13 protein-coding genes are annotated in these 26,655 nt (G+C 65.4%); 5 read left to right on the top strand and 8 right to left on the bottom strand.

Features of this window, described 5'->3' with window-relative positions; translation table 11 throughout:
* Positions 1-50 precede the first annotated feature (50 nt).
* Genes ACIGGF_RS06655 through ACIGGF_RS06635 form a run of 5 tightly spaced genes read right to left on the bottom strand, consistent with a single transcriptional unit; the run spans position 51 to position 17,646 of the window.
* Positions 51-6,416 carry an amino acid adenylation domain-containing protein gene (locus tag ACIGGF_RS06655; protein WP_397520596.1) on the bottom strand — a complete coding sequence of 2,122 codons (6,366 nt, stop codon included), beginning with the start codon at positions 6,414-6,416 and terminating at the stop codon, positions 51-53.
* On the bottom strand, positions 6,413-13,198 hold the full coding sequence (locus ACIGGF_RS06650; protein ID WP_397520595.1) for an amino acid adenylation domain-containing protein: 6,786 nt from the start codon (positions 13,196-13,198) through the stop codon (positions 6,413-6,415). The genes ACIGGF_RS06655 and ACIGGF_RS06650 overlap by 4 nt, the downstream gene beginning before the upstream one ends.
* Positions 13,199-13,223: 25 nt before the next feature.
* Complete coding sequence (locus tag ACIGGF_RS06645) at positions 13,224-14,984, bottom strand: ABC transporter ATP-binding protein (protein ID WP_397520594.1); 1,761 nt, start codon at positions 14,982-14,984, stop codon at positions 13,224-13,226.
* Positions 14,981-16,693, bottom strand: a complete 1,713-nt coding sequence (locus ACIGGF_RS06640; RefSeq protein ID WP_397520593.1) for an ABC transporter ATP-binding protein — start codon at positions 16,691-16,693, stop codon at positions 14,981-14,983. Before ACIGGF_RS06640 ends, ACIGGF_RS06645 begins: the two co-directional genes overlap by 4 nt.
* Before the next feature lie 8 nt (positions 16,694-16,701).
* A complete protein-coding gene (locus tag ACIGGF_RS06635) occupies positions 16,702-17,646 on the bottom strand; it encodes a methionyl-tRNA formyltransferase (protein WP_397520592.1) in 945 nt (314 codons plus the stop codon).
* 246 nt (positions 17,647-17,892) lie between these two features.
* Between ACIGGF_RS06635 and ACIGGF_RS06630 the strand changes: the two genes are divergently transcribed.
* Both ACIGGF_RS06630 and ACIGGF_RS06625 read left to right on the top strand, forming a co-directional pair.
* On the top strand, positions 17,893-19,248 hold the full coding sequence (locus ACIGGF_RS06630) for a lysine N(6)-hydroxylase/L-ornithine N(5)-oxygenase family protein (protein ID WP_397520591.1): 1,356 nt from the start codon (positions 17,893-17,895) through the stop codon (positions 19,246-19,248).
* 63 nt (positions 19,249-19,311) lie between these two features.
* A complete protein-coding gene (locus tag ACIGGF_RS06625; RefSeq protein WP_397520590.1) occupies positions 19,312-19,737 on the top strand; it encodes a pyridoxamine 5'-phosphate oxidase family protein in 426 nt (141 codons plus the stop codon).
* 76 nt (positions 19,738-19,813) lie between these two features.
* On the opposite strand, the gene leuS is transcribed toward ACIGGF_RS06625, so the two are convergent.
* On the bottom strand, positions 19,814-22,636 hold the full coding sequence (gene leuS / locus ACIGGF_RS06620; protein WP_397520589.1) for a leucine--tRNA ligase: 2,823 nt from the start codon (positions 22,634-22,636) through the stop codon (positions 19,814-19,816).
* Between the two features lie 68 nt (positions 22,637-22,704).
* Between leuS and ACIGGF_RS06615 the strand changes: the two genes are divergently transcribed.
* From ACIGGF_RS06615 to ACIGGF_RS06605, 3 genes are read left to right on the top strand one after another with little or no spacing between them, the layout of a single operon-like run.
* Entirely contained in the window at positions 22,705-23,109 is a 405-nt protein-coding gene (locus tag ACIGGF_RS06615) for an SdpI family protein (protein ID WP_397520588.1), read from the top strand.
* A gap of 4 nt (positions 23,110-23,113) precedes the next feature.
* A complete protein-coding gene (locus tag ACIGGF_RS06610) occupies positions 23,114-24,094 on the top strand; it encodes a DUF1648 domain-containing protein (RefSeq protein ID WP_397520587.1) in 981 nt (326 codons plus the stop codon).
* 9 nt (positions 24,095-24,103) lie between these two features.
* Positions 24,104-25,099: a bile acid:sodium symporter family protein gene (locus ACIGGF_RS06605; protein ID WP_397520586.1), complete on the top strand. Its 996-nt coding sequence runs from the start codon at positions 24,104-24,106 to the stop codon at positions 25,097-25,099.
* A 79-nt stretch (positions 25,100-25,178) separates the two neighbouring features.
* Here the strand turns inward: ACIGGF_RS06605 and ACIGGF_RS06600 are convergent, their stop codons facing one another.
* Together ACIGGF_RS06600 and ACIGGF_RS06595 are read right to left on the bottom strand one after the other, a co-directional pair.
* On the bottom strand, positions 25,179-25,787 hold the full coding sequence (locus ACIGGF_RS06600) for a YqgE/AlgH family protein (RefSeq protein WP_397520585.1): 609 nt from the start codon (positions 25,785-25,787) through the stop codon (positions 25,179-25,181).
* A 62-nt stretch (positions 25,788-25,849) separates the two neighbouring features.
* Positions 25,850-26,539: a TetR/AcrR family transcriptional regulator gene (locus ACIGGF_RS06595; RefSeq protein ID WP_397520584.1), complete on the bottom strand. Its 690-nt coding sequence runs from the start codon at positions 26,537-26,539 to the stop codon at positions 25,850-25,852.
* Positions 26,540-26,655 lie beyond the last annotated feature (116 nt).

Raw genomic sequence — 26,655 nt, 5'->3', positions numbered from 1 at the left:
CAGCGTCGCACCCGGACACCCCACCTCGGCAACCTGGAGGTGGGGGTGTTTCAGCGGATGCGGGCCCCGATGTACTCGGCCACGCGCCACCCGAACACGGACCAGTTGTGCGCCTGACCGAGCTGCGCATGTTCTAGGTCGACGGAATGCGCGTCCAGGGTGCCGGTGATTCTGTTCTGCCACTGACGGTCTCGCCGCTGCTGCATCTCGAGTGGAGTTCCACGAGAAGCTCCGATGAGCAACGCGTCGCCCGCATGGCGGCCGATCGTCGGCGGTATCGACAGCGACAGGTGCCGGCCGAGCGTCCGCACCAATCGGTCCTGCACCTCGGGAGCGAAGCTCGACAGCAAGGGATCGCTCTCCATGTGTCGTCGAAAATTGTTCTGCGCCGCCGCGATTCCGTTCTCCGACAACTCGTCCCGATCGAGTGTGTCCGCGCCGGCGACGTCGGCGTAGGAATCGAGCAGTACCAGCGAGGCCACCACCTCGCCCTGCTCGTGCAGCTGCGCGGCGATCGCATGCGCGAGCTGGCCTCCGAAAGACCATCCGAGCAGGTGATACGGACCGTGCGGCCGAACGGCTCGGATCCGCATGACATGGTCCTCGACCAGTGCTTCGATCGACGTCAACTCGATCGCGTCGTCGCCGCCCTGCAAGGCCGGGTCCTGAATGGCGTACACCGATATCGATGGATCGAGATACCGCAGTGCGCCGATATAGGACCAGCTCAGACCGCCGGCCGGCTGCAGGCAGAACACTGCACGATCGCCGGCCTGGCGCAGCACCACCAACGGGGCGAGCATGCTGTCTCCGCCGACGTCGATCACTGCCCGTGCCAGACCCGCCACTGTCGGGTGCGCGTAGATGTCGCGCACGCCGAGATCGAGGTCCACTGTGCGCAGACGCGACGCCAGGCGTACAGCGGCGAGGGAATGTCCACCCGAGGCGAAGAAGTCGTCGTCCCGGCCGATCTCGCCGACACCCAGAACATCCTCGACCGCGGCTGCGATCAGCGCCTCGACGTCGCCGCGCGGACGGTCGACCGCCTCGGTGTTCTCCGACGGCGCTGGCAACGCCGCGACGTCGAGTTTGCCGTTGACCGTCAGCGGGAGGCTGTCCACCACCTGCACCGACGCCGGGAACATGTAGGTCGGAATCAGTTCTCGCAGGCCGACTTTGACCGAGGACGTGTCGATGCTCGATGACGAGTCGTCGACGAGCACGTACGCAGACAGTTCCGCGGCACCGGCCCGCTCGAACACGGTCACCGCAGCGCGCACGATGCCGGGCAGCCGTAACAAGGCGTCCTGTACCTCCCCGGTTTCGACGCGGTGCCCTCTGATCTTCACCTGGTTGTCGGCGCGGCCGTGGTAGGTGATCAATCCGTCCGAATCGCGCGACACCAGGTCGCCGGTTCGATACATGCGGGAGCCGTCGTCGGCGAACGGGTTCGCGACGAATCGTTCTGCGGTCAGCGCGGCGCGTCCGTCGTATCCGCGGGCCAAACCCGCACCGGACAGATACAACTCGCCGATGACGCCGGGTGCAGATTGCCGCAGTGCGGTGTCGAGTACGTGTGCGGTCGTGTTCGAGATGGGCCGCCCCAGCGTCGGCGTCGACCGGTCCTGTACATCGGCACCGAGTGCGTTGATGGTGTATTCGGTGGGGCCGTAGAGGTTGTAACCCCCGGTGCCGGGTGCCTCTCGAAGGTTCGACCACAACCGGTCGCCCACCGCCTCGCCACCGAGCGACACGAACACCAGGCCCGGCGCGGCGTCGTGCTCCGAAGTTATTGCCCGGCAACGTGGACGGTCCAGCAGACCGGCGTCGACCAGATGCTCACCGTAGGTCGGTGTGACGTCGAAGGCGTCGATCCGCTCGGCGTCGAAGTAGTCGAGGAGAAGCGCCGGATCACGGCGCGTCTGCTCGTCGATGACGTGCACGGTATGCCCTTCCAACAGCCAGAACAGCTGCTCCCACGATGCGTCGAACGAAAAGGACGTGGTGTGCGCGATCGCCAGCTGACGATGCCCGGTCCGGGCGACGACGGGTTCGAAGATCTCCGTGCGGTGGTTGACGAACATGTTCGTCAACCCGCCGTAGGGGACTGCGACGCCTTTGGGGCGACCCGTGGATCCCGACGTGTAGATGATGTAGGCAAGCTGGTCGAGACGCCGCGTGCACGTGCCGGTTGTCGACTCCTTCTCACCGGCCTCGACGAGTCGGTAGCGGACATCGTCGGTATCGAGTTCGATGATGGCAGTGGACTGTTGGGCCGTAACGACCGGGAGAGTTGCCGCCAGCGTGCTCGTCGTGAGAACGACATGTGGTCGCGATTCGCGCACGATGTACTCGATGCGGTCCGGGGGCATCTCCGTGTCGACCGGAACATAGGCAGCTCCGGCGGCGAAGACACCGAACAGCGCCTCGACCATCAGTTCGCTACGGGGAAGGAAGAGCATGACTCGCGATTCTCCGACCACGCCCTGCGATCGCAGCAATGCACCGAGGTTCACTGCGCGCACGTGCAGATCGGCGAAACTCCACCGGGCGTTTCCGGCCACCAACGCCAGATCGCTCGGCCGGTCTGCGGCGCGGGCGGCGAACAGATCCCACACCGTGAGTTCGGGTACGGCCACCTCGCGTGCACCCGAGTGTTGCTTCGTCCACGCGAGCTCGCGCGGGGTGAGCAGAGCGATGCGTGCCGCCGCGTCGTCCGGCCTTGTCGTCAGCGCGGCCAACGCAGCTCGATAGGTGTCGGCAACTGCCGCAGCCCGGTCATCGTCGAGCGCGTCCCGTTGGTGCATCATCCGCACCCGCGCCCCGGATTCCACCGGCGCGACCACTACCGTCATTGCGTAATGCGTTGCGTCACTCAGTCTCTGATCGACAACCCGAAGTGCGCCATCAGGTCCCAGACGTTCGTCGGGCGGGACGACCGGAATGTTCTGGAAGACGAACAACGTGTCGAACAATCCACGGTGCCCAGCGCATTCCTCGAGATCGGACAGCGCGAGATACGGATGAGTCAGCAGGGGCCGACGCTCGTCCTGGATACGGGCCAGGTGGTCACGGGCAGTAAGAGTCGGTGCGATCCGGACCCGCAGTGGCACGGTGTTGAACAGCAGACCCAGCAGCTCGTCGATGCCGGGGATTTCGGCCGGACGCCCGGAGACGACAGTGCCGAACACGACGTCGTCCTGGCCGGTGAACTTCTGCAGCGTCAGCGCCCATGCGAGTTCGTAGACGATGCTCACGGTCACACCGGTCTGGGCGGCGAGTTCTTTCACCTCGCGGGTGAGTGCACGGTCGAGGTAGAAGACACTGTCCGCCGAACCGCCCGGATCGACCGCTGCCGCGGTGTGTCGAAGAGCGAGCCGTGTCGGTCCCGGCGTACCGGCGAGCTGCCGTCGCCACATCTGCAGGCCCGCATCACGATCGCGAGTGCGCAGCCACATCATGTAGTCGTCGTACGACGCTCGGTAGGTCGTCTCGACCTGCCCGGGCCGGGTGTACTCGTCCAGAATGGCCCGTAGGAATCGCCAGATCGACCACCCGTCGAGAACGAGATGCTCGATGGTGAACACCATCGCGCTCTCGCCGCCAGGGAGCAGCACCACACCCAGCCGTACCAGTGGCGGCCGCAGCGGGTCGAAGCCCGCGGCGGCCTCACGCTGCTCGAAGCGTGCCATCTCTGCTCGAGCCGAATCGACGTCCAGATGGCGCAGATCCTCTGTTGTCCAGGGCATCCTGACCGTCCTCGGGACGGCGGCAACCGTGCGCTCACCGAGCTGGACGTATCCCGCACCCACCTGCGGGTGTGCCGCGAGTACAGCGTCTGCGGCATCGCGCAGTAGATCGGTATCGAGCGAACCGGACAACCGCATCACGGTCTGCGACACGTAGACGCTCTCACTCTGTCCACCGAGCTGCTGATGGAAGAGGAGGCCGTCCTGCAGCGACGTCGTCGGATAGATCGCTTGGAGCGGCCCGAGGATCGACTCCACGTGACGACGCTCGCGGGTGTCGAGCCCGGCCATGTCGGTACTGCGATCGACTCCGTCGGCAAAGACGTTGTCGATCAGAGGATTCGGACCGGGGTTCGCCGTTCTCATCCTGGTCGCGATGGCCGTCGCTACACGCGCAGCACACAACTCGGCCTCGGAGTCGGTCTCGGTGAGTCCGGCCACCGAACAGACGCACGACCACGAGCCACTGCGGCCTCGAAGGAACCTGATGTCGATTCCAGGCTCCGAGACGCTCTGCCCCGGCTGATACCCCTCGACGGTCGAGACATGGATACGGACGTGCAGATCGGCATCGGGTAGGTCGTCGAACACCCCCGGCGTGTGTTCACTGAGCTGCGCGGCCACCTGAAAGGACGCAGCGTGCTCGGGGTCGGCGTCCGCGCCGAGCGCAGTGCCGGCGTCGAACACGACGGGTAGCCCCCGGCGAAGGGAACCTAGTGTCCTGCAACCGTGTTCGGTACTTCGATCGCGGTCGGATTCGTCGACCCACACCACCATCGACTCGACTCCGAGAACGTCCGTCATCACCTCGTACACCGCCTCGAGGACGGCCGTTCGGGTGGCGGCGGTGTCGGGAAGTCCGGTCGTGGTCAGTGCCGCGGAACTTTCACCGCCGTACCCCACCGGTCGTGGAGCCGGCCCGGCGGCGCGCCGGTCGACCAGGTCCACAGCCGCGTCCACGATGTCAAGCCACGACTCGGCGTGGTCGACGATCGAAAGGTCCTGTGCCAAGTCGTGATCGAGGAGCGCCCACCGCTCGGCGGGAGCCACCGCAACATCGGCCACGGACCGATCACCGGTCAACGCATCGAGGATGGAGGGCCACGATTCCTCGTCGACCACCGTTCCAGTCGAGTCGACCCGCAGGGCGCTGCCGTCGATCCAGGTTGCGCGGACACCCGCAGCATCGATGAATACCACGTCACTGTCGACGATTCGAGATCTCTCGAGGACCTCCGTCGCCGTGAGAGACGTACCGGCGAGCGCGTCGTGACGCAGGTGGAGGCCGATGAGCGCCGCCTGCGCCCGGCGGGCCTGCGGCTCGGACAGGGTGAGCGTGCGTGACCAGCTGCCGGGACTGGTTCGACCGCGTCTCGGCAGGTGACCCGAGGTCGACGACGCTGGTCGGGTGAGCAGTTCGGAGACACGCAGGGTCGGATCTGCTACTACCTGTGCCGCGATCAGCGTCATGTCGTCCAGGATCGTCCGAACAGTGTTGTGCTCGAACAGCTCACGACGGTAGACGATGTCGAGACCCAGCCGGCCCGATTGTCCTCGCGGGCCGATCGCGGCAATCAGATCGAATTTCGCCGACGCGTCGTCCGGTGGCAGGAGTACTCCGGTGACGGGCCCCAGCGACACCGGCTTCGGTGTCGTGTCCACCTCGGCGATCATCACCTGGAACAGCGGATGCACCCCCGGGGTGCGCCGGGGCCGAAGCCAGTCGACGACGTCGTGGAAGGGGGTGGCGCGATGGTCGAAACTGTCGAGAGTCGCGCTTCTCGTCCGGGAGGTCAGGTCGGCCACGGTGGGGTCGCCGGTGAGGTCGGTGGGCAGCACGACGGTGTTGACGTAGAGCCCCACCGCGTCCGTCACCGCGTCCGGTGGCCGCGTATCGACGGCCGTGCCCATAGGGATTCGGTCTCCGCCGCCGTGGGCACGCAGAGCGAGTGCGACGACGATCTGGAGGAAGATCAGCCGACTGATGCGATTGTCGGAGCAGAATTGCTCGATGTCGTCGGCGAGAAACGCCGGCAGGACGGTCTCGATCATCTGACCCGACGTCGACGGTACTTCGCTACGAGCATGATCGAGCGGAAGATCGACGGGCTCCACATACGGTGCAAGTGTTCTTGTCCAGAACTGCTGGGACGCAACCCTATCGGCATCTTTTTCGGCCGCGCAGTCCGCGTAGTCCACCGCGGGCGCTGCCCACACGGGCGTCTGACCCCGCACCCGCGCGGCGTAGGCGATCTCGAGATCGTCGAGCATGATCGGCACCGAACCGCCGTCCGCGGCGATGTGGTGCACCGTGAGGATCAACCGTGAGCGGTCGTACAGGTCGGCGGCGAACGGGATCTCGGCACCGAGGTCGAACGTGCGGGGTCGGTAGGGCTCACCTCGGCGGTCTGATACCTCGACCGCGGCGTCGGGTCTGAGGTGGCGCACTACTGTGCCGCCGTCGTTGACGTACACGGTGCGGAGTGAGGCGTGGCGTGTCGCCACATCCGCCAGTGCATCGGCGAGCACGCCCAGATCCGGATCCGACGTCAGATCCAGATGGATCGGCATGGTGTACGCGTGGCGGTCCGCTTCCATGTGGTCGAGAAACAGCATCCGCTCCTGTGCACTCGACGCCGAACCGCTGCGGGCCTGGGTGTGCGTCATCGGTGTACTCCTGACGTGAGGGTGCCGACAAAATGCTCCGCCACCGTCGCGGCGGTGAGGGTCTCCGAGAGTGCGAGGTGATGGACGGTGAGCTGTGCGGACCAGCCTGCGGTGCCGTTGCCGTCGACGCGGATGTGCAGCAATGGGCCGGTGTCGATGTCGATCGCCTTCGTGCTGGTGTCCGTATTCCCGTCGGTGATGTGCACGACGGTTCCCAGGTCCACTGTGTCGAGGTCTATCTCGAAAGCTCGCCACAGTCGACGGCGGCTGCGGTCGATGCGGGTGCGCAAGGCGGGGAACGATTCCATCAGCGCTGCCGCTGCCGCACGGACTTCTGCGTCGAGGTCGAATGCGGTCGGATCCGTCCGGGCAGGGAGCTCGGCCTGCACCGTGTCGATGTGGTTGTCGATGTCCGCGCCCGACTTCACTGCAGCTTTGGCCAGCGCAGGCAGTGGTACCGGAATGTCGGCGCGGGAAACCGCCTCCTGCGCCGTCGTTTTCGCGGGTCCGTCTTCGAGAGCAGCCTCGGCGAGTGCTGCGACGGTGCGCAGGTCGAAGATGTGCATCTCGGTGATGAGCCAACCGCGTCGGCGTGCCAGGGTGACCGTGCGGATTGCGCTGATGCTGTCGCCGCCGATTCGGAAGAAGTCGTCGTCGAGTGCGATGGCGTCGGCGTCGATCCCCAGCGCCTCGGCGATGGCGGCACGAATGGCGATCTCGCGCTCGGTTGTGGGTGCTGCACCACTCGACGCGGGGTCGCCACGGAATTCGACAGCGGGAAGGGCGTTGCGGTCCAGCTTCCCACTCGACGTCAGAGGAATTCTCTCCAGGGTCGCGATGTGGGCCGGAACCCACGCAGCGGGAAGAGCACGGGCGATCGTGGCGCGAATGTCGCTCTCGTGCAACGTCTTTCCGGACTCGGCGACGACGTACCCGATCAGTCGCGGCCCGGCGGGCGTCATCTGCTGGGCCGCGGCGCTCGACGCGACGCCGGGATGGGCCAGCAGTGCGGCCTCGACCTCGGCCAGCTCGATGCGTTGCCCGGCGAGCTTGATCTGACCGTCGGTGCGGCCGAGGTACTCGATACTGCCGTCGCACCGTTGCCGGGCGCGGTCGCCCGAGTGATAGAGACGGGCCCCGGGCGTCTCGGCACGGGGATCGGCCACGAATCTGCTCGCGGTCAGCGCGGCGTTGTGGTGGTAACCCCGGGCCAGTTGCACTCCGCCGAGGTACAGGTCACCTTCGCTACCGGGGAGCACCTCGGTGAGGTTGTGATCGAGTATGCGGCAGTGGGTGTTCCACACGGGGGTACCGATAGCGACGACTCGCTCTGCGACCGGATCGCGGTCCGACACGTTCTCGGCGGTGACGTCGACGGCGGCTTCGGTGGGCCCGTACAGGTTCAGCAAGGTCGCTCGCGGGAACGTTGCCGCCACCGACTGCGCGTGCTGCGGCGTCAACGGTTCCCCGCTGCACACGATCAGTCGCATGTCTGCCAGGACTGCGTTTCCGGGCTCCGGCTGTGCGGCGGTGAGGAATTCACTGAGCATCGACGGAACGAAGTGAACGACGCTCACCCCATGCGCGGCAATGAGTTCTGCCAGGTGGCGTGGATCTCGGTGGCCCCCGTCCTCGACCACAACGACCGACGTTCCGGTGACGAACGGAAGAAAGATCTCCCAACTCGAGACGTCGAACGACGCCGGGGTCTTCTGCATGAACACGTCGGAGGCGCTGATCTCGTGATGCTCCGCGGCCCAGAGCAAGCGGTTGACGATGGCCGAATGCGATACCGCGACGCCCTTCGGTCGTCCGGTCGAACCGGACGTGTAGAGGACGTACGCCGGATGGTCACCGCGCAGCGGGCGCCGACGCTCCGCGTCGACGACGGGGTGCGTCGGTAGCGCGGCCAGCCGCGCCGTCACCGACGGGTCGGCGAGGTCGATCTGCGGCACGTCCGAGGCCGGAAGGCGTGCAGCGACATCGGCGGTGGTGACGATCGCGGCGGCGCCGGAGTTGTCGAGGAGGTAGCGAATCCGGGCTTCGGGTAGTGCTGGATCGAGAGGCACATAGGCGGCACCGGAGAAGGTCACCGCGAGGAGCGCGACGATCAGCTGGGGTGAGCGCTCGAGTGCGACCGCCACGACGTCCTCGGGGCCATGGCCGGATTCGATGATCAAGCGTGCCAATGCCGCTGCCTCGCCCAGGACGGAGCCGAGAGGCCGACGACCATCTCCGAAGATCAGCGCCGTGCCGTCCACCGGGGTGCCCGTGATGATTTTGTCCAGCGTCAGGTTCGGGTCGATGTCCCGTCGCGCACCGTCGAGTCGTGACAGCGTGGCGCGGTCCTGGGCGTCGAGCAGGTCCAGCGCTCCGACCGGCAGGTCCAGCGATGTCGGCATTCGCTCGAGCACCGACTCGATGCGCCGCATCAGAGCCTCGGCAGCATCGCTGTCGACGACGTCGGATGCGTACTCGACGGTGAGCCCGAGACCCGAGTCGTGTTCCTGCAGAGTGACACTGACGTCGTACTTGGCCGTGCCGGTGTCGATGGGCAGCCGGTCGGTCTCCAGGTCGCCGAGGGCCAGCGCGCCGTCGCCGTCCCGGTGCGGTTGGTGGATCACCATCACCCGCACCGGTGGCTGCTCCCGCAGCGCCGGCACTGCTGCCACGACGTCCTCGTACGGCACCATCGAATGCGCGAGGGCGTGCAGGGTTTCCTCGCGCGCGCGCCCGAACAGCTCTCGTAGCGTGGGGTTTCCGCGTAGATCCGCCCGAAGCAGCACGGTGTTCAGGAAGAAACCCACTTCGTCGTCGTGGCCCGTCCGAGCGGATCGGATCGACATCGGCGACGCGGTGAGGAACTGTTCACCCGATCCGCAGGCCCGCAGTGCGATCGCACTGGCCACCTGAGTGGCCATGTACATGCTCGCTCCGCAGGTACGCGCCGTGGCCCGGAGCTGCGTCGCCACCTCGTCGTCGACGATGCGCCGAATTGTCCGTCCCGGACGCGCACCGGCGTGGCGGGCAGGCCGCCAGCCCGGGAGTTCGAGTATCGGCGGAACAGGAGTCAGATGTGCTCGCCACGCGGCGATCTCGGCGCCGTGGCCGTCCTCCACTGAGGCCCGGTCGGCCGGCGGGGTACCCAGGTCTGCCGGTGGTCGACCGGCGCTGCGTGCGGCATAGGCACGGGAGAGGGTACGCAGCAGTGCCGGCTCGGACCATTCGTCGGTCGCGATGTGATGAACCGCCAGAGCGACTGTTGCGCCGTCCTTCTCGTCGTCATGAGTGAACACGCAGGCGCGCAGCGGAATGGACTCCGCCGGATCGAATTTTGCCCGTAGGAACCGTTCGATCGAATCCCCGACCTCCGACGACAACACGACGTCATGCCGCAGGCGAGGGGACGACCGTCGGTCACTCGGGTCGAGGATCTGCACTGTCAGCGCCCCGTCGTTTTCGACGTACAACGACCGCAGTGACCTATGCCGCGTGGTGACGTCGGCGAGCGCGAGTTCGAGGGCGGGCAGGTCGAGGGGACCGCTGACCCGGAACGCCAGCGGCACCGTGTAGGTCCCTCGGTGTCCGCTGAGCCTGTCCGCCAACCACATTCGACGCTCACCGGCGTTCATCGGCCTGGAGTGCGCATCTGCGTCGATCGTGCTGTTCTCGTCGAGATTTTCGTCGGCTGCGGTGGCGTCGGCGGCATCGATGTATGCCGACAACGAAGCGATGGTCGGGTGATCGAACACTGCCCGCACCGATATCCGTACGTTCAGATCCCGGTTGACCCGGGTGGTGAGGCGCATCGCGGCCAGCGAATCACCGCCGAGTGCGAAGAAGTCGCTGTCGGGTCCCATCGAGTCCAGCAGCGCTTCGGGTCCGGAGTCCCGGGCGAGCAGGGTCGCGATGTGGCCGGCCAACCGCAGCTGGCCGTCGTTCAGCGGGCCCGACGGCGCACCTGCGACATCTGGGACAGGCAGCGCACGGCGATCGACCTTACCGTTGACGGTGGTGGGGAAGCCGTCGAGCACCATCAGGTGCGCAGGGATCATGTGCTGTGGGAGCAACGTGGCCAGATGCGCGAGAACGCTGCGAGAGAGGTTGTTCGCGTTGATATTCGCGTCACCGTCCGGAACCACGTAGCCGCACAGCACCGGTGTTTGCGCTGCATGGACCAGTACGACGGCGGCGCGAACGTGGGGATGCGTGGCTGCGGCAGCTTCGATTTCTTCCAACTCCACGCGCATACCGCGAATCTTGACCTGGTTGTCGGCTCGGCCGAGGAAGTCGAGCGTTCCGCCGTCCGTCCAGCAAGCGCGGTCACCCGTGCGGTAGGCACGTCCGCCGACCTCCACAGCGAATGGATCTGCGACGAACCTCGCGGCTGTCATGTCGGATGCGCCGACGTAGCCGCGACCGAGCAGGTCACCCGCCGCGTAGAGCTCGCCGCCCATGCCCACGGGCAGCGGCCGCAGGCGGTCGTCGAGCACGTACAACCGGCACCCCGGATTGGGCTGTCCTATCGAGGTCGATATTCGCTCGGATTCGGTCCCGTCGTACACCACGTGAGAAACTCCGATGGTCGCCTCGGCGGGCCCGTACCCGTGATAGAGGGTCCCGCTCATGCGAGATCGGAATCGAGCGAACAGTTCCGGGGTGAGAACCTCACCGCCGCACCACACGTGCCGAACTCCTGCCATCGCATCGGTTCCGTCACTCGTTTCGAGAAGCACGTCGAGCATGGAGGCGACGAGATACACGAACGTCACTCGTTCGCGAGATATCAACTCCAACAGGCGTGCCGGGTCTCGATCCTCGCCCGGCCCCGCCACGACCACGGCTCCGCCCGAGCACAGCGGGAGCAGCAGCTCGTTGATCGAAATATCGAACGCCAATGGCGCTTTGAACAGACTCGCGTCACCCGGCCCCACCTTCAGAATGTGCTCGATCTGCCATCTCATCCGGCTCGCGATGGCCTCGTGCCGGATCATGGCCCCTTTCGGTCGACCCGTCGAACCCGAGGTGAAAATGACGTACGCAAGGCCGGCGTCGTGGCGCAGCACGCCGGACGGCGCGCTGCCGGGCCGATTCTCGTGCTCCCACCGGTCGAGGGCCACCGCGATGGACGGCACCCCGGTGTCCCCGTCGGACGCGGAGCTACCCGGTCCGCGCAGGGCCACCACGATGTTCGCGTCTTGAACCACGGCGTTCCTGCGAGCCTGCGGCCACTGCGGGTCGAACGGAACGAATGCGGCTCCCGCGGCGAGGACGGCCATGACGGAGACGACCATCTCGGCCGACCGAGTCATGTCGATGGCCACCCGCGCTTCGGAGCCGACTCCTGCGGCCACGAGCGCGTGCGCGAGTTGATTCGACCGACGCCTCAACTCCGAGTAGGTCAGTCGTGTCGGGCCCGCAACGACGGCGGTCGCGTCGCCCGTCTGCGCCGCCCACGACTCGAACATCTGCACGACGTCCTGGTCTGCGAGGCAGTGACCGGTCTCGTTGACGTCGTCGACGAGCATCTGCAGGTGCTGCGCCGAGGCCAGAGGCAGGGAATCGATCGGCTTGTGCGGTGCGGTGGTCGCAGCGTCCAGAAACACTGCCAACGCGTGCGCATGAGCTCGGATCTCGCTGTCGGAGCTGGCACCTCGTACTTGCACTGCCAGCCACGAAAGCTGGGGGTGCGTACGGTCGATGGTGCCTTCGACGACCAATTCGAGGTCCGTAACTGGACCGAGCCAACAGTGCCGCAGCCGCGCTGGCTCTCCATCGAAAGTCGTGTCACGGTCGGCCACAAGGACATTGACTCCCGGTGCCACGAGGGTGGTGTTGCCGCGGTGTCGCCGCAGCAACTCTGTGATCACCTGCGGTGCCACCGCGGTGTGGGGTTGCATCGTCGTCAGGGTGGAGCCGACGTCGACCAGCACGTCGTCGAGAGTGTTGCCTCGTTCGTGCTCGAGCACGAACGGCACGACGCTCGACGTCATTCCGATCGTCGTATCCCCTGGTGCATGACCGCCTATGGCCAACCGAATGGATTGCCGCCCTGTTTGTCTGGTCGTTGCGGCGTAGGCGCTGAGCAGACCGACGAGAGCGCGACGCGGAGATGTTTTCGATCGCTCGGCCGACGCGAGTACTCGCTCGACGATGTTCTCCGGTAGGTCGACCGATGCGTGGGATACGGACAGCCCCGTGTGTTCGAGCAGGCCCTGATCGTCGGTTAGGCTCTCGACCACTGCATCCCAGTAGTGTCGGTCCTCGCGCGGCGACGCCGCCGCCGGTCGTGAACGGTTCGATCGGTCGCTCCGAATACCGTTGTACGCGTCGGCGACTCGTTCGGTGAGTGCGGTGACCGACAGGCCGTCGATCACGACGTGATGGTAGGCCTGAATCCACCACAGCCGTCCGTCGTCGGCTGCGGCGACGATGTGGTGATGCATCGGCCCGATGTCCGGCGACCCGATCTGCGATCGAGCGTCGGCAACCAGTGCGTCGATGTCGGTCTCCGACCCCGTTGTCGTGCGGGTCGCGACGCGTCCGGGTACCGCGTCGACGAGGTCGAGATCGCCGTCCGACGACGGTGTGATCGCGCGATCGAGCTGCGGAAGTCCGGCGATGGTGTCTCGGAGCGCACTGCGAAAACGGTCGTGGTCGATCGCCCTGGGAAGCTCGAGACGCCAGGCCAACGCGTAGGTGTTCTCCCCGCCGTCGATCTGAGTGGCGGTCCAGACGGCTCTCTGCGCGGGGGTGATTCGCGGTGCGTCGAGCATGGTCATCGGGGTCTCCTTGTCGTGGGCGTGCCTACTCGACATCTGGTGCGCCTGTCCATGCCGACCACAGGCGTGCGTACCGGCCGTCTGCGGTCACGAGGTCGGAGTGGGTGCCGGACTCCACGACTCGTCCGTGCTCGAGTACCACGATCGTGTCGGCGGATGCGGCCTGCGTCAGCCTGTGCGCCACGATGACCGTGGTCCGGCCTTCGGTCGCTGCTGCTGCGGCTTCTTCGAGCATGCGGGCTCCGCTGCTGCCGGCCTCCGCGGTTGCTTCGTCGAGAATTGCGACGGGTGGATCGGACAACACCAGTCTGGCGAGCGCCAGCTGCTGCCCCTGGGCGGCGCTGAGTGGATGGCCGTTCTCCCCGATGCGGGTCTCGAGCCCGTCCGGGAGACCTCGGACCCAGTCGGCGGCGCGGACACGAGTGAGGGCGTCCCACAGATCTGCGTCGGGGGCATCCGGGTCCGCCAGCCGCAGGTCGTCGGCGAGAGGTCCGGCACTGACGTGCACGTCCTGCGACAGAATCGCTATGTGCCGTCGCAGTCGGTCGGCACCCAGCTCCCGTAACGGTATGCCGCCCAACGTGACCGACCCGCTGTCCGGTTCGAGGGAGCCCGCCGCGAGAAGCGCGGCAGTCGTCTTTCCGGCACCGGTCGAACCGACCACCGCCGTCGTCCGCCCCGGGGGAACGGTGATGGTGACCCCGTGCAGAACCTCGCCGCCGGTGGCGTACGCGAACGTGACGTCGGACAACTCCAACGTTGCATCGCGCGGCTCGGCATCGGTACCGTCCGACCGCGTCGGCTCCATGTTCACCACGCCGACCAATCGGTTGAGGCTGGCACCGGCCGACTGGATGTCGTCGAACAGGAACAGCACCGTGCCGAGCGGATTGAACAGGCGGTGGAACATCAATGTTGCCGCGGTGACCGCACCCAGCGTTACGAGATCGCCTCGCACCAAAACGAATCCGGTGGACAAGATGATGGTCAAGCCCACCAGTTCCGCACGGTTCTCCTTACCGACGAAGCGAGTCAGCAGCGTGAACGTCGCGATCGAGAAGTCCCTGGCTCGTTCGGACTCCCGCTCCACCGTTGCAATCGCGTCGTCTTCGCGGCGGTACGCACGCACCGTGCGTGCGCCTTGGATGTTGCTGATCAGCGCTTGGGAGCGATCACCCATCGCGGCGCGTTCGGCCGCGTAGAGAGGGCCGCTGCGCGGTAGATACCACCGAAGTGCACTGACGTACAACGGCAATGCCAGGCAGCCTGCAATCCCGAGACGCCAGTCGATTCCGTACATGGTGACCACCGATACCGCGATCAGCAGTGCAGCGTTCAGTACCGCGGGCAGCACCCCGGCGACGGCGCGCGTCACCTGAGAAACGTCATCGCTGATGCGCGAGAGGACATCTCCGCGTCCAGCGCGTTCGACCGTGCGGGTGGGAAGGGTGAGAACCCGGCCGACCACCAGTTCGCGGAGATCCGCCACCACGCCTTCGCCCAGTTTTGCCACGAGGTATGCCATCGATCCGGCGAACACCCCGTTGACAACCGCTGCGATCATGACCAGAACGATCACGAGCACGATCCGACCGGCCGGCGCGCCGGCGACGACCTCGTCGACAAGGCGTCCGAGAATCAGGATCGGAGCGAGAGCCGAGACAGCGGACACGATGCCGACCAGGGGAGTGACGGCGACGAGGCCGGGCCGGGCCGAGAGTTGTTCACGCAACCACGACCACGACTGCCTTGCGGTGGCGATCGGTAGACGAATGTCGTCGGTCATCGCAGCACCGCCTCGGCGTAGTCGTCGGCCCGTTCGAGGAGCACGGAATGGGTTGCGTCCGCCACGATTCGGCCGTCACGCAGCACCACGACCCGATCGGCGACGGACAGCAGAGCCGGACTGCTGGTGACGATGATCGTCGTCTTCGAGCTCTGCACGTTCGGCCCGTGACGAAGCGCTGCGATACCCCGAGCAACGGCGTGTTCGGTGACCGAATCGACTGCAGTGGTGGGCTCGTGCAACACCAGTACGGGGGGTTCGGCGAACAGCGCGCGGGCCAGAGCGATCCGTTGCCGTTGACCCCCGGACAGATTCGCCCCACGCTCGGTCAGTCGCTGTTCGAGTCCGTCTGCGTGACTGGAGATTATCTGCTCTGCACCCGAAGCGCGGAGTGCTTCGGCGAGCGTGTGGTCCGTATGCCCACGTCCAGCGGTGATGTTGTTCTTCACGGTATCTGCGAACAGGTCCGAGACATGCGGCTCGACGACGATCGCCGCCCGAACCTCGGCGAGCTCGATGTCCCGGGTGGGGGTACCGGCGAGCAGCACATCGCCGGCGATATCAGCGGGTGATACCTGGCCGGACAGGACGGCCACGATCGACTCCGCGTCCTCGGGCGCGTGCGCCAGAATGCCCACGATCTCCCCTGCGGAAATGTCGAGGTCGATCCCCTGCAGTGATCGGTGTGCGACACCGCGAAAACCGAGATCGAGTCGCTGCCCGGTGATGCGCTGGGTGCCGTGGTTCAGGATGCGCCCCGCCCCGAGTACCAGGGCGACGCGATCGGCCGACGCCCGGGCGCGGGCGATGATTGCGGGGGTCGAGGACAGCACACCCAACGGCTCGATGAGGAACTGCGCCAGACCCACGACGGCGATCAATTCGCCCACGGAGATTCGTCCGGTGAGAGCGAAGTAGCCGGCGAGTCCGGCGACGGTCGCCGCGACCACCGCGCTGACACCGGTGGTGATACCCAATTGTGTCGCCAGCGATCGTGCCGTCTGCAGTGCTGCGTCGAGGGCTGTTTTGCTCGCACGCCGATAACGCGTCGCCGCTTCGGTTTCCGCGCCGATACCTTCGATCGACCGATGCCCACTGACGAGGTCGGTGGCCAGTGCAGTCGCCTCGGCCACCGTCCGCTGTTGCTCGGCCGCTCTCCGGGTCACGCGCGGTGCGACCAGCTGAAGCACGGCAACGAAGATCGGCGTACCGACGAAGATCGCCAACCCCAGCGGCACATCGATGACCATCAGCGCGACGGCGGTGGCAACCACCGCTGTCGTTGCCGCAGCGATGCGCGGGAACAGATCCAGGAACCACGCCGACTGTTCGGCATCGGTACTCGAGATGGTCAGTAATTCACCACTGCGCAGAGTTGTATCCAGGCCCCGCGGATCGAGGATGCGACCGGTGACCTCCATCCGGATGCGGTGCGCCTCGTGTTGCAACGCGACATTCAGAAACCGCATACCGAACTGGTAAGCCGTTGTCAGACAGAGAAACAACGCTGCGAGTGCCAGGATGGACCCGACGAACCACGGGACATCGCCCGACGCGATCGCCGAGTCGATGATCCACCCCAAGGTGATCGGAACAGCCGTCTCGGCGAGCTGATGAATACAGATCAGCACCGTTCCGATGCTCACCTTGCGCTTGTTGCGCGTCAGGGTTCGACGAACGATGCGCCCGCCGGTCATGTTCTGACCCATAGCCGCTCTCACGCCGTGGGCGTGAGATAGCCACCGCCGGTCACGAAATAGTCGAGCGCATCGACATCGTCCCCACCTTCTGTGCGCACTCGGTCGATGACAAGTCCGTGGTTGGTACCGCGGTGGGCGTCGGGGCCACAGACGATCACCATGCCCGTGCCTTCCTTGATGAAGATCCGGCCCGGCGTTCCGCCGTAGATGCCGTCCGAGACGTGGGCCCCGATGATGCGGAGGCGTCGGCCTGCGTGGAAGGTGTATGCGTTGGGGTAAGGGTCGGACATCGCACGAACCAGCCTGTCCAGATCCTCGGCCGACCATGTCCAGTCGATGCAGCTGTCCGATTCGTGCCGTTTGTGAAAGAAGGTCCGTTTCGACAGATCCTGCGGCGTCCATGTGGCCGTGCCGTTTTCGATACTGTCCAGTGCTTCCGACAACACCTCGGGGATCAGCTCGATCGTGGCCTGGACGAGCTCGGTGGCAGTGTCGGTCGACCCGATCGGTACTGCCCGCGACGTGATGATGTCGCCGGTGTCGAGTTCACCGTCCATCCGATGTGCAGTGAGCCCCGTCTCGGCGGCACCGCTGATCAACGCCCAGATCACCGGCGAGAATCCGGTGAATGCGGGCAGCAGCGAATCGTGCAGGTTCAGTGTTCCGTGCGGCGGCAGTGCGAAGATTTCCGGAGGCAACCAGGTGCGCCAGTTGTTCGCGACGATGATGTCCGGTGCCCACTGCCGCAGTTGTTCGATCATCGCCTCGTCGGGACGCTTGGCCAGGTGCACCTCGACGCCGTGATTCCGAGCGAGCTCCTCGACGGAATCGGACCAAATGCTTTCGTACGCTTGATCGCTGACGGGATGTGTCACCACCCCGACGACGTCGTGGTGCGACTTCACCAGGGTCTCCAAGGTCTTGTGACCCCATGTCTGGTAACCGAACAGGACTACCCGCATTGGCTCGTCTCCGTGTCTCTACTTCGGCGAATTGGTATGCGCCTCATCATGTAAGCGGCTGTCGAGGGTGCGTTGCGAACTCTGGCAGTTCCCCCGGGCCGATAGTTAGGCTAGCCTAGCATCATCTACATGTCAGGTCGGTGCGCACAGTGGCTCGCACAGTAGGGCTCGCACAGCAGCGGAATCGACGGAAAACTACACGGTGCACGGGCTGTAGCCCGTGCTCGAACAGGATGACGGAGTTCGATGACACGCCAGCTCGAAGACGAAACCAACACTCGCGAAGGCAGTAGCTGCAACTCGATACTCGACGTCGTGGGGATCGGGTACGGACCGTCCAACCTCGGCCTCGCCATCGCGTTGCACGAACACAACTCGACTCATGCAACGGAAATCATGGCTGCGTTCGTCGAGTCCAAACCTCGATTCGGTTGGCACCCGGGGATGCTCATCCCCGGAACCACCATGCAGATTTCCTTCCTCAAAGACCTTGCCTTGCAGCGCAACGCGACCAGCGAGTTCACTTTCCTGAACTACCTACAGGAGATGGGGCGGCTGCATCACTTCGTCAATCATCAGACGTTCTTCCCGACGAGGATCGAATTCCACGACTACCTGGAGTGGGCCGTGAACAAGGTGGACGCCGACGTCCGATACGGCACCGTGGCCACGCGGATCCACGATCAGGGCGACCATTTCAGGATCGACACCGAACGCGACGGTCACCTCTCCACCCTGAACGCCAGAAACATCGTATTGGCAGGCGGGCTGACCGCAAAGCTACCCCCGGGCGTGCAGCCCAGCTCGCGGCAGTTCCACAATCACAACCTGCTGTTCGACCTGCAGGAACTACCGTCGACCGACCACAATCGATTCGTCGTGGTCGGTGCAGGGCAGAGCGCAGCCGAGGTCGCGTCCTACTTGCACAAGGCGTACCCGCGAGCCGAGGTCCACGCCGTGTTCGGCAAGTACGGATACTCCCCGTCCGACGACAGCCCCTATGCCAACCGCATCTTCGACCCCGGCGCAGTCGACGACTACTACAATTCGCCCGTCGCACTGAGGAAGAAGCTTCTCGATTACCACCGCGGCACCAACTACTCGGCCGTCGACCTACCGTTGATCGAGGAGCTGTACTCGATCGAATACGCCGAGCGTGTGAGCAACTCACGACGGCTCTTCGTGCACGGCGCATCAGGAGTCCTGGCCGCCGACGACAGCGACGACGGCGTTCGGGTAACGATCGAACACAGGCCGACCGGGGCAACACAGGAACTCGACGTCGACGCAGTCGTCTACGCCACCGGATTCACCCCCATGGACCTGCCCTCCATTCTCGGGCCGCTACACCGAAACAATCACGGGGACGACGTAAGAGTAGGCCGAGATTACCGATTGCGCACTGCGACAACGACCGCCGGCAGCATCTACCTACAAGGCGGAACAGAGGACACCCATGGCTTGACGTCCTCTCTGCTGTCCAACATCGCCGTTCGATCGGGAGAGATAGTCGACTCCATCGCGCGACGAACCACTCCGCCGACTACCGGAGAGCCCGGGGTCTTTCCTCGCGCACTCAGTTCCAGCTCTCGGGGCAGGTGACGCGTCGAAGTTTCCGCCACAACTGGTCTGGAACTTCGCCCCGAGAAGTCTTACGGTTGGTGCATGGCACTGTCGAAGACAGAACGCGAAGAGTATCTGGCCGAATCGCACATCGCCGCCATGTCGGTGGCAGCCGGACCGGATCGTGGCCCGCTGACGGTCCCGATCTGGTACGACTACACCCCTGGCGGTGAGGCCTGGGTGCTGACCGGTAAGACATCGAAGAAGGCTCGATTGATCAGAGCCGCAGGGCGATTCACCTTGATGATCGAGCAATCCGATCCGACGATTCGCTACGTCAGTGTCGAGGGACCGGTGGCGCGGGAAGAGCCGGGCAGTCCTGAGCTCTTGCGCGCCATGGCAGCGCGCTACCTCCCGCCCGAGAAGGTCGACGGGTATCTCGAGATGGCGAACAGCGAACACGAGGAGAACGTGGTGTTCTACCTGCAACCGGAACATTGGCTGTCGGCAGATCTGGGAGCCATCTGAGCCGCGTCGAGCTCGAAGTTATGGACGGAAATCGCCGGATTTCCATCCATAACTTCGAGTTCGGCCGGGGCGGGGGCTACTTCAGAACGATGTTCACCATGCGACCGGGGATGACGATGATCTTGGTCGGGGCCTTGCCGTCGAGCAGAGCCACGATCTTCTCGTCCGCCAATGCCGTCTTCTCGACGTCGTCCTTCGTCGCATCGGCCGAGACGGTGATGCGACTGCGCACCTTGCCGTTGACCTGAATGGGGTAGTCGACGGTATCGGCAACCAGCCACTTCTTCTCCGCGCGCGGGAAAGGCCCGTGCGCCAACGACTTCTCGTGGCCCAGCTTGCCCCACAGCTCCTCGGACAAGTGCGGAGCCAGGGGAGCGAGCATCAGAATCAGCGGCTCGACGACCCCGCGCGGGGCACCGTCGGGGTAGGCCTTGGTGATGTGGTTGGTCAGCTCGATGAGCTTGGCACCGGCCGTATTGTCGCGCAGCGCAGCGTAATCCGCATGCACACCGTCGATCACCCGGTTGAGTACCCGCAGCGTGTCCTCGGTGGGCTTGGCGTCGGTGACCCGCACCGCGCCGGTCACCTCGTCGAGCACCAGTCGCCAGACGCGCTGGAGGAATCGCTGTGCACCGACGACGTCCTTCGTCGCCCACGGCCGCGAGGTATCCAGTGGGCCCATCGACATTTCGTAGAAGCGCAGAGTGTCGGCACCGTACTTGGCGAAGATCTCGTCGGGGGAGACCGAGTTCTTCAGAGACTTACCCATTTTGCCGTACTCGCGGTTGACGGGCTGATCCTGATAGAAGTAGCCGCCGTCGCGTTCGACCACGTCGGCCGCGGGCACGTAGACCCCGCGCGCATCGGTGAACGCGTAGGCCTGGATGTAGCCCTGGTTGTACAGCCGGCGGTACGGCTCGCTCGAGCTGACGTGACCCAGATCGAAGAGCACCTTGTGCCAGAAGCGTGAGTACAGCAGGTGCAACACCGCATGCTCGACGCCACCCACGTAGAGATCGACGCCGCCCGGATCGTTGGGCCCGTGGATCTCCGGACGCGGTCCGACCCAGTACTTTTCGTTCTCGGGGTCGGTGAAGGCCTCGGAGTTGGTGGGGTCGACGTAACGCAGCTGATACCACGAGCTACCGGCCCACTGCGGCATCACGTTCGTGTCGCGGGTGTAGGTCTGCAGCCCGTCGCCCAGGTCCAGCTCGACGTTGACCCATTCATCGGCCTTGGCCAACGGCGGCGACGGCTCGGAGCCGGCGTCGTCAGGGTCGAAGGACACGGGAGCGTAGTTCTCGATCTCCGGAAGTTCCACCGGCAGAGCAAAATCCGGCAGACCGTGTGGGTTGCCTTCGGAATCCCAGACAATCGGGAACGGTTCGCCCCAGTATCGCTGACGAGCGAACAGCCAATCGCGCAGCTTGTACTGAATGGTGCCGCGGCCCTTGCCTTCTGCTTCCAGGCGCGCGATGACGGCGGCCTTGGCCTCGTCGACCGGTAGACCGTCGAGGAAATCGGAGTTGACCAGCGAACCCTCACCGGTGTACGCGCCCTCGGTGACGTCGCCACCGGAAATGACCTCGCGGACAGGCAGATCGAACGCCGTCGCGAATTCCCAGTCGCGCGCGTCGTGGCCCGGGACGGCCATGATGGCACCGGTGCCGTAACCGGTCAGCACGTAGTCGGCGACGAACACCGGCACCTGCTCGCCGTTGACGGGGTTCTCGGCGTACGCACCGATGAAGACGCCGGTCTTCTCCTTGTTCTCCTGTCGCTCCAGGTCGGACTTCGCAGCAATCGACGCGCGATACGCCGCAACGGCTTCCGCGGGAGTCGCGGTGCCGCCGGTCCACTTGTCGGACACATCCGCCGGCCACTCGGGAGCGATCATCCCGTCGACCAGTTCGTGTTCGGGCGCGAGCACCACATAGGTCGCGCCGAACAGCGTGTCCGGGCGAGTGGTGAAGACCTCGATGCCGGAGAACGAGACCTGCGCACCGCGCGAGCGTCCGATCCAGTTGCGCTGCATGGTCTTGACCTTCTCGGGCCAATCCAGGTGGTCGAGGTCGTCGACCAGTCGATCGGAATACGCGGTGATGCGCATCATCCACTGGCGCAAGTTCTTTCGAAAGACCGGGAAGTTGCCGCGATCGCTACGTCCGTCGGCGGTGACCTCTTCATTGGCCAGCACCGTCCCCAGCCCGGGGCACCAGTTGACCATCGAGTTGGACTCGTACACCAAACGGAAGCCGTCGATCACCTCTCGGCGTTCACCGGTGGTCAGCGAATCCCACGCTCGGCCGTCGTCGAGCACGCGCTCACCCGAGGCGAACGCCACCTCCAGCTCGGAGATCGGCCGCGCCTTGCCCGAGTCCTCGTCGAACCAGGCGTTGAAGATCTGCAGAAAGATCCACTGTGTCCAGTGGTAGAAGTCGACGTCGGTGGTCGAGAAGGTGCGTCGGCGGTCGTGACCCAGCCCCAGACGACGCAGCTGGCGTCGCATGTTCGCGATGTTGTCCTCGGTGGTGCTGCGCGGGTGGGTACCCGTCTGCACGGCGTACTGCTCGGCGGGCAAGCCGAACGCATCGTAGCCCAGTGCGTGCAACACATTGCGTCCCTGCATGCGGTGATACCGCGCGAAGACATCGGTGGCGATGTAGCCGAGGGGGTGGCCGACGTGCAGCCCGCTGCCCGACGGATAGGGGAACATGTCCTGAACGAACAGCTTGTCTTTCGGAACGTCTCCGGCGAGCTCTCCGACCGGGTTGGGCGCGTCGAAGGTGCCCTGCGCCTCCCACAGGTCCTGCCACTGCTCCTCGATGGCCCCGGCAAGTTCGGCTGTGTAGCGGTACTCGGGGGCGGACTCGGGGGATGCGTCAACGGAATCGGTCACGTCGACCAGCCTAAAGTGTGACGCGGCCCGCCTGGTACCAGGACCTCACTGCGCCGTATCCTGGCGAAGTGGTCATCGTCTCGGTTGTGTTGTTCGTGCTCGCCCTCGTCGTCGGCGCAGTTGCTGCGCTGTCGCTGCTGGGGCGGCTCCCGCGCAACCGCTTCGCGGGTGTGCGCACCGCCGATGCCATGCGCGACGACGAGACGTTCGTTCTCGCCAATCGTGTAGCCGGGCCCACCACCGCCGCGTCGGCTGCGGTGCTGGCGCTGGGCGCGGTGGCCGCGGTTGCTCTGAGCGGGGTGTCGGCCGTCGTCGCCGTCGTCGTGGCCCTCGTTGCCGCCCTGTTCATCGCGGCGGCCGGCGGATCCATCGGGGCACGCGCCGCAGCGGCCGTTCCCAAGCCCGCCGAGGCGGACGGATGCGGACACTCGTGCATCTCGTGCAGCCTCAAGGACGCCTGCCAGCCGAGCTGAGCAGATGAAAACCAGAGCGTCACGCACGTTCGACCCCGCCGGAGTGGTCTTCGGCGTCGCCGTTCCCATCGCGGTCGCCGCACTCGGGTTGGTCCTCGCCTACGTGTGGCAGAGCCGACTGCCGGACGAGGTCGCCACACATTTCAGCGGTACCGAGCCGGACGATTTCTCGAATCCGCTCTCCAGTTCCTGGACACTGGCCATCGTCATCGTGCTCGCAGGCGGCGGCTGCAGTGCGGTCGCATCGTTGGCTCGGGTGCTGCTCATCATGCGTCGCACGATGCTGATCATCGGGCTGACCGTCGTCGGCATGATCGGTGTTCTGCAGATCGCGACACTGACGCGAGAGCTGGACCTGGCGTCCGGGCAGAGCGTCACCATCCCCGGCTGGGCAATTGCCGTGGGCACCGTCGTCGGATTCGCCGCCGGATTGTTCGGTGCGTCCACGCTGCGGGACCACCGCGAACGCGTCGACGCCACGTCGCCGCCGCATGGCGATCTCCCGCGTTGCAGTCCCGAGCTACCCCTGGTGGTCTCGGTCGGTGCCAGTCGTGTCGCCGGCATCACCGTCGTCGCGATCTCTCTGGCCGGAGCCGCCCTGACGTGCTACCTGACCAGCTCGCCATGGCCGGTCTTTCTGTTCGTACCACTGACCATCCTGACTCTGTCGCTGCTGCGATTCACGGTGCACATCGACAGCGACGGCCTGTACGTCTCCAGCCTGGGCATGGCGGCGTTCGACTACGACATCGACGAGATCACCGGTGCCTCGGTGCGGACCGTCGACCCGGGTAAGGACTTCGGCGGGTGGGGGCTGCGGGCCAAGGGGCGCGGGAACTACGCCGTGGCAACCGAGTCCGGTCCCGCGGCCTTCGTCACGTTCGCCAACGGGGACCGGCTCACCATCGGATCCGCCCACGCCGAGACGATCGCGGGAACTCTGAACACGTTGACCGCCCGCACGCGCAGTACAACGGTGGATTGAGTCGGCCGAGTGAAGTTGTTGCGGGATACCCTGCTGGATCCCTTCCTGTTGGGCATCTTCGCCGTGGCGGTGCTGGCGAGCCTGTTCCCGGCAACGGGCACGGCCGAGGACGTACTGAGCTGGGTCACCAAGATCGCCATCGCGCTGCTGTTTCTGATCTACGGTGCTCGCCTGTCGCCGCGGGACGCGTGGACCGGTCTGAAGCATTGGCGTCTGCACTCGGTGATCCTCGCGTCGACCTATCTGCTGTTCCCCGCGCTCGGTCTGGCTCTGCGGATCCTCGAACCCGGTTTGATCAGCGACGACCTCTACACCGGCATGCTGTTCCTCTGCCTGGTTCCCTCCACGGTGCAGTCCTCGATCGCCTTCACCTCCATCGCCCGCGGCAACGTCGCCGGGGCCGTGGTGAGCGCGTCGTTCTCCAACATCCTCGGAGTGTTCGTCACACCGCTACTGGTGATCGCCTTGATGACCACTACCGGTTCGGTCCGCATCGACCCCTCCTCGATCGTCGACATCTGCCTGCAACTGCTGCTTCCCTTCGCCGTCGGACAGTTGATCCGGCCCTGGGTGACGGGGTGGCTCACCCGACACAGCGCACCGACGAAGCTCGTCGACCGAGGCTCGATCCTTCTTGTCGTCTTCGCCGCGTTCAGCGCGTCGATGAACCAGAACGTGTGGTCCTCGGTTGCTCTGTGGCGGATCGCCGTTCTCGTCGGAGTGTGCGTGGTGTTGCTCGCCCTCGTGCTGACGATCACCTGGTACACCGGCAAGCTGCTCGGCTTCGCTCTCGAGGACCGACTGGTGCTGCTGTTCTGTGGATCGAAGAAGAGCCTGGCCAGTGGATTGCCCATGGCCGCAGTGCTGTTCATCGGACAACCCGTCGGCCTGATCGTGCTGCCGCTGTTGCTGTTCCACCAGATTCAGCTGATGGTGTGCACGGTGATCGCTCAGCATTTCGCGCGAAGAACGGAACCGAACCCGGTGGGCAGCGTCGCGGAGTAGACGCAGTGGGTACATCGTCGTCGTGAATGGAAGCTCGACCCCTGCTACGAGGTTCCGTGCACGTGCGGCGGAGCCGCTCTCAGTTGCGGTCGACGTCCATCGGATGAGATGCCAGCAGTGCCAGCGGCATCGGCTGACGACGCAATACGTGTGCCCACAGGTCGATGCGAGGCGGGCCGATCACATCGGATGGCAAGGCGGACAACACCATCCAATCCTCGCGGTCGAGTTCGCCTTCGAGTTGACCGAACGTCCAGCCCGAGTAGCCGGCGAACACCCGCACACCCTCGACCAGTGGGCCGATGTCGGCGGGATCGGAATCGAGATCGACCATCACCACTCGGCCGTCGACGCGGCGCAATCCGGGAACACCGTCGATCGACACCCCCGTCCGCAGCGTGGCCAGGCACAGGGCCGAATCGCGTTTGACCGGACCACCGACGTACAGCGCCTGCGGCTTGGCGGCGAGGTCGGACCAGTCGGGAAGAACGTTCTGCACGGCCGTCTCACTGGGACGGTTGATGACGACGCCGAGACTTCCGGCGTCGTTGTGTTCGATGATGTAGATGACGGTGCGACGAAATGTGGGCTCGGTCAGCTCGATCGACGACACCAACAGACTGCCCGGCCGAACATCGCGCAAGGCCGACGCCGTCTGGTCCTCGGGTTCCTCCGCATGCGCTGCCACCTAGCCATTGTGGCACCGCGCACCGCCGGATGTAGCGCAAGCACGGCCGCCAGTCCTTTCTCTTACTCGAGCCCCGCGATCTTCGTCAACAATCCCAATTGATACTCGAACAGATCGTCTCGGCTGGCGAAGGTCGTGGCCCCGTATTGATCGAACACATCGAAGCTGATCGCTCCGAACAGCGCTGCCCACACCATCACTCCCCGGGCCAGCAACTCGTCGGGCAGCTTCGTTTCCATTTCCCGGCGGATCTCCTCGAAGCTGCCGTGCAGTGACGCCGGGGCGGACAACTCGGTCTCGACGCCGGGCGAGCTGCCCTGCCATGCAGTATCGATGATTCGGACCAACGTGGTGATCACGCGCGTGCCCGGCCCGGTCGTCTGCTCCGCGGGGGCGTGGTAGCCGGGGACCGGGCTGCCGAACAGCAGTGCGTAACGCGACGGTTCTCGCAATCCCCACTGCCGCACGCTTCGTCCGAGTGCCAGAAATTTCTCTCTGGGGCCCTCGGCGGCGTCCACTTCTGCGTCGACGATGTCCCCGAGTTCGGTGTAGGCGTCGACGACGAGCAGCGTCAGCAGCTCGTCCCGGCTCGCGACGTATCGATACACCGCAGAGGACACGACTCCGAGGTCTCTCGCCACCGCACGCAGCGACAGGGCGGCCGCGCCGTCTGCAGCCAGATGGTCCCGGCCGATGCGGGTGATGTCTGCCAGCGTCTGCGCGCGGGCTCGGGTGCGGGGGGTGCTCGCCATGCACGTCACTGTAACTGGCGCTCTGCTTAGAGAGCAGTGCTCTTGCTTTTTGGATGGCGGAGGTGCACACTCGTAACAACAGAGAGCACCGCTCTCGTTCACAGAATCGGAGTAGC

Origin of the sequence: Rhodococcus sp. NPDC078407 (assembly GCF_044542515.1) — a bacterium.
GTDB lineage: Bacteria > Actinomycetota > Actinomycetes > Mycobacteriales > Mycobacteriaceae > Rhodococcoides.
Note: the sequence above shows the minus strand (reverse complement) of the source record. Positions and strands in the feature narration are given on the sequence as shown.